Below are 11,993 nucleotides of genomic sequence, written 5' to 3' on the forward strand. Positions count from 1 at the left end.
GGATCTGAATACCCGTCTGCAGCAGCAGGCTGGTGTGTTCAACGGTCCGTTGGCTGACCAGGTCAATGGCATTAATGCTCAGCTGAAGCGTTTCGGTGCTGATTACCAGCAGGCTGCTGGTGCTGTGGCTCTGATTGCTGCTGGTGCTTTGGCTATCGGCATGTTGGCTGATGCTTGTGCACCGGGTGCTGACGAGGGTTCCTCCAAGTAATCGAAGCGTGAGGTTGTGTTTCCTCTAAAAACACCGCCCCGGGGAGGTGCGTTAACCTCCCGCTCAACGTGAGAGTTGATATAGCGGGACATTGCTGCTGGGCTTTTATAGCCCGGTGGCGTGGCCTGGCTCATTGCTCGATTTTGTTTGATAGTTCCGAAATACGATTTGTTATTTCTCATAGTCTTGGGTCTCTACCGAAGCTTTTCCTTTCCTTAAGCTGTACGAGTGGAGGCTCATGGCCACTGGCTTTTAAAGCCCGTGTGCACGTACCCCGTCGCGTAGGTCAGAGGACGCGACGGGGTACATTCGTTTTCTCTGGCCTAGCGGCTTACCTCTTTTGCTTAAAGCAGCGGTAGATGTGTTCTCGTGAGGTACTCCTTGCTAAGCTGACAGTGCTTTTGAGCGTGCTTAGCTGGTGCTCTTTTGGCGCTGGCGGCTTCTAACTACACATCGTCACGGGTGCTTCCTCGTTTTCCTATTAGTGCTTAGCCCTAATTCCTTTCGTTTCTTGGGTGGTGTGCGGGGGTTAGCTGAGGAGGCTGAGATGCCGCGGAGTAGCGGCAAACCGTCGAACCTGATCCGGATAATGCCGGCGAAAGGGAGGAATTATGAACTCTGTATCTCATAATGTAGCTGCGTCTGGGGGTGCTGCCCCGCGCAGCTTGAACTGGCGCGTCGTTGACATCGTGGTGGCCTCCGTGCTGGGTGTGGCGTGCGGATTCGTGTTTCTGGTGTGGAACACGGTGGGCTATGCCTGGTTTGAGGCGATGGATGCGCTTACACCAGGCTTGGGCGGAATTGCTACTGGTATTTGGTTGATTGGTGGCGTCGTTGGTGGTCTTATTATCCGCAAGCCGGGTGCTGCACTTTATGTGGAGTTGCTGGCGGCCATCGTGTCGGCGGTGCTGGGATCCCAGTGGGGCCCCAGTACCGTGTACTCCGGTATTGCCCAGGGCATTGGTGTCGAGATTGTCTTGGCTATCTTCCTCTACCGCCGCTTTGGTCTGGGCATTGCGATGCTCGGCGGCATGGCTGCGGGCTGGGGCGCGTTTGTGCTGGAGCTGTTTACCTCCGGAAATCTGGGCAAGACTCTGCAGTTCAACATCATCTACCTGGTGACGCTGAGTGTCTCCGGGGCCATTCTGGCGGGAGCTGTGGGCTATATCGTAGTCAAAGCTCTTGCTAAGACTGGTGCGCTGGACCGCTTTGCGGTCGGCCGCGAACAGCACAGTGCTTAAACGAGTATTGCTTGAAGCTATATTGCTCGTTGCTTGCTGTTTGTTCCGCGTTGTTCGTTGATCGTTGACTGATGCTGGTTGGCGTTGGTGACTGTGATGGCAGGTTCTGATGGCTGATGTGGGTTCCGCAGGGGCGACGAAGCTTGTCGCCCGGGGTTATGGTTGGACGCATGCTGGGAGGCGTGCGCCCGCGCTAGCGGATATTGACTTGGTTGTATCGCCGGGGGAAAAGGTGTTGCTGTGTGGTGACTCCGGGTCCGGAAAATCCACACTGCTAGCGGCCATTGCAGGCGTGCTTGGTGGGGATGATGAAGGAACCCGTGTCGGGGAGATCCTTCTTGAGGATGCCTCAGGTCACGTAGAGCCGCCGGGGCACACGATCCCGGTGGGGCTGGTGCTGCAGGACCCGGACTCCCAGGTCATTGCCGCGCGTGTTGGCGATGATGTGGCCTTTGGATGTGAGAATTTGGCCTACCCACGCGAGGAAATCTGGCGCCGCGTGTCAGCGGCGCTGGAGATGGTGGGGCCGTATGTGGATTTGTCTTTTCCCACGGAGCGTCTCTCCGGAGGGCAGAAGCAACGCTTGGCCCTAGCCGGTGTCATCGCGATGGGTGCGGGCATGGTGTTGCTTGATGAGCCGACCGCGAACTTGGACCCGGAGGGTGCGCAAGAGGTTATCGACGCCGTGTCCACCATGGTGGAACGCACGGGTGCCACCCTCATTGTCGTGGAGCACCAGCACGCGGCGTGGAAAGGCGTGCTCGACCGGGCAATTGAGTTGAAGGATGGACGCATCGTCGCTGACGGTCCTTTAGACACTGTGGTGGCGTCGCGCTCTATCAGCGGTTTGCCGCGGGCGCGGGAGGTTGATGGGGTGTCGCCAAGCAGCACTGGGGTAGCACCGGAATCGGCGGCGCTGTGGAGCACGGACCTGGTCACCCGCTTCGGCCCGCCGCGCAGCTACGCGCTGCCGCGAGGGACGTCCACGGTAATTACCGGACCCAATGGTGTAGGTAAGACCACGTGGCTGATGACAGTCGCAGGGCTCCTTCCGGCGGTCTCCGGGGAGATTGGTGTGGCAGAGTACGTGCGCCGAGGGCTGAAAGGCTCGCCGCTGACATGGAAGTCCCGGGACCTAGCGGACCGCATTGGGTTCGTCTTCCAAAACCCCGAGCACCAGTTCGTCGCCCGGACGGTGGCGGAAGAGCTGCGCGTAGCACCCCGCGTCATGCACCGGGAGGTGCCGGAGGCGCGCATCGCGGAGCTCGTGGAGGCACTACGCCTGGGGCATTTGCTCAACGCCAATCCGTTTACGCTCTCCGGTGGGGAGAAGCGCCGGTTGTCGGTGGCCACTGCGTTGGTCACGGCGCCGGAGGTGCTGCTTCTCGACGAACCCACCTTCGGCCAAGACCCCCACACCTTCACCGAGTTGGTGTGGTTGCTGCGGCGCATGGCGGATGAGGGGACGACGATTGCGTCGGTGACCCACGATCCGTTGTTCATCTCCGCATTGGGTGACCACCGAGTGGAGGTGAGCCGTGGCTGAGACAACTACGTCGTCGGCGAACGCAGACGGCGCTGGTCGCGCCGATCGTGCTGGCCGTGCAGGTTTACTGCACGGCGTGAACCCGCTGACCCGAATTTTCCTCATGTTCGTGTGGGTGAGCCCGCTGTTGCTCTCCGTGGATTGGGTCTCTGCGGCAGTGTCCTTGGCCATGACTTTAGTTTTTGCGCCCCTGTGCGGGGTGTCGTGGCCGCGCCTGTTTAAAGCTGGCTGGTTCCTTTTTCTTATCGCTCCGTTGTCCGGCATTTCGATGCTGCTTTACGGCGCACCGGGCGGGCGGGAGTACTTCAGCTGGTGGCTGATCACCGTTACGGACAACTCGATGGAGCTGGCCATCGCCATTACGATGCGCGTGCTGGCGGTGGCGCTGCCCATGGTGGTGCTGGCGCGGGATATTGACCCGACGGAGTTGGGCGACGCCCTCTCGCAGATCCTCAAGCTACCTTCCCGCTTCGTCATCGGTGCGGTGGCCGGGGTGCGCATGATGACGTTGTTCAAATCCGATTGGCAGTACCTGGCCATGGCGCGGCGCGCGCGTGGGCTGACCGACGAGGGCCGCATCAAGCACCTCATCACCATGTCCTTCGGGCTCTTGGTGCTAGCCCTGCGGCGCGGGGGCAAGCTGGCCACGGCGATGGAGGCGCGCGGTTTCGGGCGAACCCCACCGGGCGGTGGGCAACGCACATGGGCGCGGCCGTCCCGCCTTGCCAGCAGAGACTGGCTGGTGATGGTGGTGGGAACGGGCCTTGCGGCGCTTCCGGTGGTAGTTTCGGTTCTCAGTGGGTCCTGGAGATTCTTCGGACTCTAGGACGACTCTCTCAAAGCTGCACGCTAGACGTACCCAGAAGTGGTGAAGAAATACATGCAGGACGCGGACCGCACGGCCGACCAGGACAGCGGTAAGGACACTGCCCAGACGCACGCCGCCGAGATGGATCGGCTCTTGGCCGATGTGGTGGCGCTCGCCGCGTCGCGCAAGCGCCCGATGCGCCCAGTCACCGTGCTTATCGACGGCCCCTCGGGCGCCGGCAAGACCTGGGCTTCTGCAGCGCTGGCTGAGCGTACCGGGTGGCGGGTAGTCCACCTTGACGAGTTCTACCCCGGCTGGCATGGGCTGCAAGAGGGTTCAGAGATGGTTTCAGAGCAAGTGCTGCGGGAGAATAACCCGGGCTATTGGCGCTGGGACTGGGATGCCAACGCGCCGAAGGACTGGGCGAGCCTGGATGAGCGCGATGATCTGATCGTCGAAGGAGTTGGTTCTGTCACCGAGGCCACCGTGGCCGCCGCCAAAGAGCGCGGCTCCGTGGTGACGGTGCGTATCGACGGGCCACGCGAGAAGCGCCGCGAGCGCGCCCTGGAGCGCGACCCTGGCTATGAAGAGTGGTTTGAAACCTGGGAGCGGCAGGAAAAAGAGCACTTCGCCGAGCGCGCGGTGGAGGCGGACCTGACGTGGGAGTGGAGCTAACTCTCTAGTGGGTCCTTGTGGGCAGCATTGCGTGGCGCCACTGGCGTGGCCAGCCGGGCCGTGCTGTGTACGCCGGTCACTAACCATTGGGAAGTACGGGCACGTGAGATTTGGGCAGATCAGTGGGGTGGTGGTAGTCTGTCCAAGGTTTCATCTTTATAGGAGATGAAAAGTCTGATCGGTATCTCAACCATCCGCTGGGAGAGATTCGTTCTGGACATGCGGAAGGGCCCCGGAGAAGAGCCCCTATTTTTGCATGTTTGGACGTGTGAAAGCGGTCAGTTCAAGCCGAAGTCATAGAGAAAGACTAGATTTATGCCAACTATTCAGCAGCTGGTCCGCAAGGGCCGCCACGACAAGAAGGCCAAGGTTGCTACGGCCGCCCTGAAGGGCTCCCCGCAGCGCCGTGGCGTGTGCACCCGCGTGTACACCACCACCCCGAAGAAGCCGAACTCGGCTCTGCGTAAGGTTGCCCGTGTGCGCCTGACCTCCGGTATCGAGGTTTCCGCCTACATTCCGGGCGAGGGCCACAACCTGCAGGAGCACTCCATGGTGCTCGTCCGCGGTGGTCGTGTGAAGGACCTCCCGGGTGTTCGCTACAAGATTATCCGCGGCGCACTGGATACCCAGGGCGTGAAGGACCGTAAGCAGGCTCGTTCCCGCTACGGCGCAAAGAAGGGACAGTAATCAACAATGCGTAAGAATGCTGCACCGAAGCGTCCTGTAGTTAAGGACCCGGTTTACAACTCCGAGCAGGTCACCATGCTCGTGAACAAGATCCTGCGTGACGGCAAGAAGTCCACCGCTGAGCGCATTGTGTACGGCGCTCTCGAGGTCTGCCGTGAGAAGACCGGTACCGACCCGGTCGGCACCCTGGAGAAGGCCCTGGGCAACATTCGCCCGGACCTCGAGGTTCGCTCCCGTCGTGTGGGCGGCGCTACCTACCAGGTTCCGGTTGAGGTTAAGCCGGCACGTGCCAACACCCTGGCTCTGCGTTGGCTGGTTACCTTTACCCGTCAGCGTCGTGAGAACTCCATGATCGAGCGTCTCGCAAACGAGATCCTCGATGCATCCAACGGCCTGGGTGCTTCCGTGAAGCGCCGTGAGGATACTCACAAGATGGCTGAGGCTAACCGCGCCTTCGCTCACTACCGCTGGTAATCCCTCCGGTATAACCCGCCACATGGCATCATGGCTCGAACAGCGATATTATCGTTTACCTGCGCTGACACTGCGTGTTCTCGCTCCCCTTGGCGGAGCGCTCCACGCTAAACAGTGCGGAACCTAAACTTGAATAGCGTTGTTCGGGCCATTTTTATGGCGTGGGCTCCACGTCTCACGCTGACGTAGAAGCCCAGACGTGGCAAAATAGACCAAGACCTATCCATGAAGACGTCACCTATGTTTCGTCAGTGCATAACTGGCGTCGGCGTCGACGACAATTAAGTTGGGGTATTAACTGTGGCACAAGAAGTGCTTAAGGATCTGAACAAGGTCCGCAACATCGGCATCATGGCGCACATCGATGCGGGTAAGACCACTACCACCGAGCGCATCCTCTTCTACACCGGTATTAACCGCAAGGTCGGTGAGACCCACGATGGTGGCGCCACCACTGACTGGATGGAGCAGGAGAAGGAGCGCGGCATCACCATTACGTCCGCTGCTGTGACCTGTTTCTGGAACAACAACCAGATCAACATCATTGACACCCCGGGCCACGTGGACTTCACCGTTGAGGTTGAGCGCTCCCTGCGTGTTCTCGACGGCGCTGTTGCTGTCTTCGACGGCAAGGAAGGTGTGGAGCCGCAGTCCGAGCAGGTGTGGCGCCAGGCTGCTAAGTACGACGTCCCTCGTATCTGCTTCGTCAACAAGATGGACAAGATGGGCGCGGACTTCTACTTCACCGTCCAGACCATCATTGATCGCCTCGGCGCTAAGCCGTTGGTCATGCAGCTGCCGATCGGTGCTGAAGATGACTTCGATGGCGTCGTCGACCTGATCAACATGAAGGCGCTGACCTGGCGCGGCAAGGTAGAAACCGGAACCGAAGCCACTATCGAGGAGATCCCTGCCGAGTTGCAGGAGAAGGCTGAAGAGTACCGCGAGAAGCTGCTCGAGACCGTCGCTGAGTCCGACGAAGAGCTCATGGAGAAGTACTTCGGCGGCGAAGAGCTGACCATTGAGGAAATCAAGGGCGCTATCCGCAAGCTGACCGTGAGCTCCGAGATCTACCCGGTCCTCTGCGGTACCGCTTACCGCAACAAGGGTGTCCAGCCGCTGCTCGACGCTATTGTTGACTACCTCCCGAACCCGCTGGACATCGGCGAGGTCAACGGCACCTCCCTCGACGGTGAGGAGACCCTGACTCGTAAGCCTTCCGTCCAGGAGCCGTTCTCCGCACTGGCCTTCAAGATTGCCGTGCACCCGTTCTTCGGCAAGCTCACCTACGTGCGTGTCTACTCCGGCCAGGCTATCCCGGGCGAGCAGATGCTCAACTCCACCAAGAACAAGAAGGAGCGCGTGGGCAAGCTCTTCCAGATGCACGCGAACAAGGAGAACCCGGTCGAGCACGCCGACGCCGGTAACATCTACGCGTTCATCGGCCTGAAGGAAACCACCACCGGTGACACCCTGTGTAACCCGGACAACCCGATCATCCTTGAGTCCATGGACTTCCCGGATCCGGTTATCCAGGTTGCTATTGAGCCGAAGACCAAGGCTGACCAGGAGAAGCTGGGTACCGCTATCCAGAAGCTCGCTGAAGAGGACCCGACCTTCACCGTTCACCTCGACGAGGAGTCCGGCCAGACCGTTATCGGCGGTATGGGCGAGTTGCACCTCGACGTTCTGGTTGACCGCATGAAGCGCGAGTTCAAGGTTGAGGCCAACATCGGTAACCCGCAGGTTGCTTACCGCGAGACCATCCGCAAGAAGGTCGAGTCCCTGGAATACACCCACAAGAAGCAGACCGGTGGTTCTGGCCAGTTCGCAAAGGTCATCGTTACCATCGAGCCGTACAACCCGGAGCCGGAAGAGCTGGAAGAGGGCGAGTCCGCAACCTACAAGTTCGAGAACTCCGTCACCGGTGGCCGCGTTCCGAAGGAGTACATCCCGTCCGTCGACGCTGGTATCCAGGACGCCATGCAGTACGGCTTCGTCGCTGGCTTCCCGCTGGTGAACATCAAGGCCACCCTCGAGGATGGCGCTTACCACGACGTTGACTCCTCTGAGATGGCCTTCAAGCTCGCCGGCTCCCAGGTCCTTAAGGAGGCCGTCGCTAAGGCTAAGCCGGTTCTGCTGGAGCCGATCATGGCCGTTGAGGTTGTGACCCCGGAGGAGTACATGGGTACCGTCAACGGTGACATCTCCTCCCGTCGTGGCCAGGTCTTCGCTATGGAAGACCGCTCCGGCGCCAAGGTCGTCAAGGCTAAGGTTCCGCTGTCCGAGATGTTCGGCTACATCGGTGACCTGCGTTCTTCCACCGCTGGCCGTGCAAACTTCACCATGGTCTTCGACTCCTACGCTGAGGTTCCGTCCTCCGTGGCACAGGAGATCATCGAGGAGCGCACCGGCGCCAAGGCCTAACTTTTAGGCCCCTGCCGCAAAGGCGTACATGCGGGGCTGGTAGTCTTCGCCAGTGGAAGACCAGTTCCGCGCCTTGGGGTAGCGGTCGGCTGAGCGCACACGCTTGATGTGGGTTGAGCCGGCCGTTACCCTCCCAGGATCCGTTAATTTGATTCTTGTCGAGGGTCAACGTCCGCACGTGTTGGGCGGGGTTACCTCCTATTTAGGCAGTTTGAAAAAACTGCGGCATAAATCTAGGATCGTGTAACTGGCACGTAAGAAAGCGTCATTAGCGCTTATGAGCTTCGGCTCGAAGTGCCAATGGCAATACAAACCACGTGGCTGCGAAATACGTAGCCGCCATAGAGTCCAGGAGGACAAACAGTGGCAAAGGAGAAGTTCGAGCGTACGAAGCCGCATGTGAACATCGGCACCATCGGACACGTCGACCACGGCAAGACCACCACCACCGCAGCGATCACCAAGGTTCTGGCTGACGCTTACCCGGAGGAGAACACCGCTTTCGCCTTCGACATGATCGATAAGGCTCCTGAGGAGAAGGAGCGCGGTATTACCATCAACATCTCCCACGTTGAGTACTCCACCCCGAAGCGCCACTACGCACACGTGGACGCCCCGGGCCACGCCGACTACATCAAGAACATGATTACCGGTGCTGCTCAGATGGACGGCGCTATCCTGGTTGTTGCTGCAACCGATGGCCCGATGCCGCAGACCCGCGAGCACGTTCTGCTGGCTCGCCAGGTTGGCGTTCCGTACATCCTCGTTGCACTGAACAAGTGTGACATGGTTGACGATGAGGAAATCATCGAGCTCGTCGAGATGGAGATCCGTGAGCTGCTCGCTGAGCAGGACTACGATGAGGAAGCTCCGATCGTTCACATTTCCGCTCTGAAGGCTCTTGAGGGCGACGAGAAGTGGGTACAGTCTGTTATCGACCTGATGCAGGCTTGCGATGACTCCATCCCGGATCCGGTCCGCGAGCTGGACAAGCCGTTCCTGATGCCGATCGAGGACATCTTCACCATTACCGGCCGCGGTACCGTTGTTACCGGCCGTGTTGAGCGTGGCTCCCTGAACGTCAACGAGGACATCGAGATCATCGGCATCAAGGAGAAGTCGATGTCCACCACCGTTACCGGTATCGAGATGTTCCGCAAGATGATGGACTACACCGAGGCTGGCGACAACTGTGGTCTGCTTCTGCGTGGTACCAAGCGTGAAGAGGTTGAGCGTGGCCAGGTTTGCATCAAGCCGGGCGCTTACACCCCGCACACCAAGTTCGAGGGTTCCGTCTACGTCCTGAAGAAGGAAGAGGGCGGCCGCCACACCCCGTTCATGGACAACTACCGTCCGCAGTTCTACTTCCGCACCACCGACGTTACCGGCGTCGTCAAGCTGCCTGAGGGCACCGAGATGGTTATGCCGGGCGACAACGTTGAGATGTCCGTAGAGCTCATCCAGCCGGTCGCTATGGACGAGGGCCTGCGCTTCGCTATCCGCGAGGGCTCCCGTACCGTCGGCGCTGGCCGCGTTACCAAGATCCTGGGCTAATTCTTGCTAGGGCCTAAGGCCCTTCCTGATTTAGCAGGTCTGTGAGCCGCTCAATCCCTGATGGGGTTGGGCGGCTTTGGTGATCGTGGGCCTACTAGGCTTGAGAGTTATGTTCGACCCAACCCGCATTGACCGCACCCTCGCCGCACTGCGCGCCGCGTGGGAAGGCCAACCGGACCTTCCCCTGGGAACCCTGTTTGGCATGTTGGCGGCGGAGGGCTACGGCTGGGGCGTGCCTGACGACGAACTCAGCGCGCGGCTGGAGGCGATGGCGGCTGTGCATCCCCCGCTTGTGCCTCTCGACGCCAATCTCGTCACCGAGGGCCTCTGGCTCGTCGTTACGCCCACACACCGCGTGACACTAGCCCCTACGACTGCGGCCCCTCGCAATGTGGAGCAGAGCCGACAGGCGGAGTCTGTGGCGGTGGTGAGACCGATATCCAAGGACGGGCAGCGTGGCCAGCCGGTGGCGTGGACGGTGTCAGCCCTCCGGCCCGTTGGACCAGGACGACCGCTCGTGATTGCCGATGCCGAAGGCTTCGAGCATCGGTTTGGTGTCGTTGAGTCCGTCACGCGCTTGCGGGAGGACCATCGCAACCTGACGGGTCTTAAGCGGCGCAGCGTGGGGGACCGAGTGTGGTTCATCCGTACCGATTCCGAAACCATCATCCTTGACCATGGCCTCCACATCGTGGAGCGCAAGAACCGGGAGCTTGTCCGTACCGACTTCTCGTGGCACACCATCGAGGCCGGGGAAATCGGGGAACCGTTTCGCGTCCACCTTTCCCGGGGCACGCTGCACACCTTTGGGCGTATCCAGGAGGTCATTCTCGCTGAATCCGCGCCTTGGAACGAGTCCGCCTCGCCTTACTAGCGTGGCCCTGTTCAGCGCGCCGAAATCCTCGCGACGCGCCTAACCCGCCAGGTCTTTTGCACTTCTCGAGCAGATAGCCGCTAGCACGCTGCTCCGCGCGTTAGATCGCCGATGTGCCCACTGAACTGTGAGGTTAACGCCTGAATCGTTGCGTGGGTTCGCCAAGTTCCCTGTCACCCTGGCTGTGGTTGCTGGGTCTCGTTCTTTAAGGGCTTAAGGATCCTGCCGTGGCTGCCCCTGTTGTATCCGGCGTCGAGTGAAGCGCAACCTGGGATCGCCGATGTCCCCGTCAGCATGTTTTGTCTGACGGGTTCTTCTATCGGGAGCGCTTTTGTTGCAGGTAATTGGCGCTTTTTGTGTTTGGTGGCTGGGGTGTTAGCTGCTGTCCGGTGGCGGGTCTGGTGGTTGTCCTGCTTGCTCGGCGGTGAGTCTGGCGACTGCTTCTTGGTATTCCGGCATTTCCGTGATTGGTGTACCCCAGGGCGGGATGAAGCTGACCCCGGTGTTGAGGCGGTACATATAACCGCGCCCGGTAGGCCTTAAAGGGTCATCGTCGTTAATGCCGTTGTGGTAGGCGCACAGGAAGGTCAAGTTCTTAATGTTGGTGTAGCCACCAGCCTGCCAAGGGATGAGATGATGCACCTGGCAGTAATCGGCTGGCTTATTACACCCAGGTCTAGAACAGGTGTGGAATTCAGCGTGCAGGGTAAGACGTTGCTTGAAGTTTGCCCCGCGCTCGAGCCGCCAGGTGTTGATGGGGCCTTCGATGGGGTGCACGATGGTGGCGTAGCCGATTTCGGCAAACTTATGGGTGAGAAACTCAGCGCCTGTCATGCGCGCACCGTTGGTCAAGTTGAGTTCGATCTCGTCCCCGTCGCCGTTGATGATTTGGTCCAACTCGTTCAGTGTGACGATGACTTGGGTGCGCACCGCTGGCTTTGTGCCGGCTGTTTCTTGGTTGAAGAAGACGTCGTTGGCGGCTTTGAGTAGGTCGGTGTTGTTGGTGGATTCTAAGACTGCGCGCATGTTGGCAATCGTGGTGGCATCATCGGTAATGGAGAGGGTGTTTGGGCCTTCGGATCTGTAGGTGATGCGCACGCCGGGTTTGGCGGTTCTTTTACGTGTGAGTTCTTTCAGCCGTGCGGTGGCAACGGCTCGGATGCGGTGTGCGGGTGTGGCGGCGAGTTTTGCTCGGAGGTTCCACGCGTCGAGGGTTTTCTTTACTTTTGAAACGTAGGTTTCGATGAGTGTGAGGGTGCCCAGGCTGTGGCGTTGGGCAAGGGCTGCTGCACGTGCTTTCTTTTGCTTACCGGTGTAGCGGGTGGGGCCGAAGTACACCTGGTGCAGGCCTGCGAGTTCGGTGGCGTCGGCTGGGTCAGCGCCGAGCGCGCGAAGCTCATCGGGTGTGCCAGGTATATGCTCCACCAGCGCAATCCCCGAGTTGCGGAGGCGGATGTAGGTGTCGATATCCCCCATGGGCACAGAGACTAAAACAG

Annotated in this window: 11 protein-coding genes and 1 riboswitch; of the genes, 10 read left to right on the forward strand and 1 reads right to left on the reverse strand. The window is 60.0% G+C overall.

From position 1 onward, the window contains the following. The 10 genes from HMPREF2932_RS13625 to HMPREF2932_RS10890 all read left to right on the forward strand — a co-directional run. Nucleotides 1-211, forward strand: a 211-nt coding sequence (locus HMPREF2932_RS13625) for a hypothetical protein (RefSeq protein WP_168166995.1), incomplete at its 5' end; no start/stop codon positions are given. A gap of 448 nt (nt 212-659) precedes the next feature. Continuing rightward, nucleotides 660-831: riboswitch (TPP riboswitch) on the forward strand. Further along, complete coding sequence (locus HMPREF2932_RS10850; protein WP_071410138.1) at nt 823-1,452, forward strand: ECF transporter S component; 630 nt, start codon at nt 823-825, stop codon at nt 1,450-1,452. It overlaps the preceding riboswitch by 9 nt. Before the next feature lie 109 nt (nt 1,453-1,561). Then, entirely contained in the window at nt 1,562-2,998 is a 1,437-nt protein-coding gene (locus HMPREF2932_RS10855; RefSeq protein ID WP_071410139.1) for an ABC transporter ATP-binding protein, read from the forward strand. 103 nt (nt 2,999-3,101) lie between these two features. Further along, complete coding sequence (locus tag HMPREF2932_RS10860; protein WP_049157369.1) at nt 3,102-3,824, forward strand: energy-coupling factor transporter transmembrane component T family protein; 723 nt, start codon at nt 3,102-3,104, stop codon at nt 3,822-3,824. Nucleotides 3,825-3,878: 54 nt separating this feature from the next. Beyond that, nucleotides 3,879-4,481 carry a nucleoside/nucleotide kinase family protein gene (locus tag HMPREF2932_RS10865; RefSeq protein ID WP_070821426.1) on the forward strand — a complete coding sequence of 201 codons (603 nt, stop codon included), beginning with the start codon at nt 3,879-3,881 and terminating at the stop codon, nt 4,479-4,481. Between the two features lie 315 nt (nt 4,482-4,796). After that, the gene (rpsL, locus tag HMPREF2932_RS10870) at nt 4,797-5,168 is read left to right on the forward strand and encodes a 30S ribosomal protein S12 (RefSeq protein WP_005286791.1); all 372 of its coding nucleotides are present in this window, start codon (nt 4,797-4,799) and stop codon (nt 5,166-5,168) included. A 6-nt stretch (nt 5,169-5,174) separates the two neighbouring features. Continuing rightward, nucleotides 5,175-5,642, forward strand: a complete 468-nt coding sequence (gene rpsG, locus HMPREF2932_RS10875; protein WP_046648491.1) for a 30S ribosomal protein S7 — start codon at nt 5,175-5,177, stop codon at nt 5,640-5,642. A gap of 300 nt (nt 5,643-5,942) precedes the next feature. Further along, nucleotides 5,943-8,069, forward strand: coding sequence for an elongation factor G (fusA, locus tag HMPREF2932_RS10880; RefSeq protein ID WP_046648490.1), 2,127 nt, complete (start codon nt 5,943-5,945; stop codon nt 8,067-8,069). 363 nt (nt 8,070-8,432) lie between these two features. After that, entirely contained in the window at nt 8,433-9,623 is a 1,191-nt protein-coding gene (gene tuf / locus HMPREF2932_RS10885) for an elongation factor Tu (RefSeq protein ID WP_046648489.1), read from the forward strand. A 109-nt stretch (nt 9,624-9,732) separates the two neighbouring features. Then, nucleotides 9,733-10,497, forward strand: a complete 765-nt coding sequence (locus tag HMPREF2932_RS10890) for a hypothetical protein (RefSeq protein ID WP_071410140.1) — start codon at nt 9,733-9,735, stop codon at nt 10,495-10,497. Nucleotides 10,498-10,872: 375 nt separating this feature from the next. Here the strand turns inward: HMPREF2932_RS10890 and HMPREF2932_RS10895 are convergent, their stop codons facing one another. After that, nucleotides 10,873-11,973, reverse strand: a complete 1,101-nt coding sequence (locus HMPREF2932_RS10895) for an HNH endonuclease signature motif containing protein (RefSeq protein ID WP_071410141.1) — start codon at nt 11,971-11,973, stop codon at nt 10,873-10,875. Between the last annotated feature and the right edge of the window lie 20 nt (nt 11,974-11,993).

The sequence above is a fragment of the Corynebacterium sp. HMSC074H12 genome (assembly GCF_001813755.1).
Classification (GTDB): Bacteria; Actinomycetota; Actinomycetes; order Mycobacteriales; family Mycobacteriaceae; genus Corynebacterium; species Corynebacterium hiratae.

Coding starts and splice junctions, on each gene's coding strand:
- HMPREF2932_RS10850 (WP_071410138.1), top strand. CDS start 823: ATGAACTCTGTATCTCATAATGTAGCTGCGTCTGGGGGTGCTGCCCCG.
- HMPREF2932_RS10895 (WP_071410141.1), bottom strand. CDS start 11,973: ATGGGGGATATCGACACCTACATCCGCCTCCGCAACTCGGGGATTGCG.
- HMPREF2932_RS10855 (WP_071410139.1), top strand. CDS start 1,562: ATGGCTGATGTGGGTTCCGCAGGGGCGACGAAGCTTGTCGCCCGGGGT.
- HMPREF2932_RS10860 (WP_049157369.1), top strand. CDS start 3,102: ATGTTCGTGTGGGTGAGCCCGCTGTTGCTCTCCGTGGATTGGGTCTCT.
- rpsL (WP_005286791.1), top strand. CDS start 4,797: ATGCCAACTATTCAGCAGCTGGTCCGCAAGGGCCGCCACGACAAGAAG.
- rpsG (WP_046648491.1), top strand. CDS start 5,175: ATGCGTAAGAATGCTGCACCGAAGCGTCCTGTAGTTAAGGACCCGGTT.
- HMPREF2932_RS10890 (WP_071410140.1), top strand. CDS start 9,733: ATGTTCGACCCAACCCGCATTGACCGCACCCTCGCCGCACTGCGCGCC.
- HMPREF2932_RS10865 (WP_070821426.1), top strand. CDS start 3,879: ATGCAGGACGCGGACCGCACGGCCGACCAGGACAGCGGTAAGGACACT.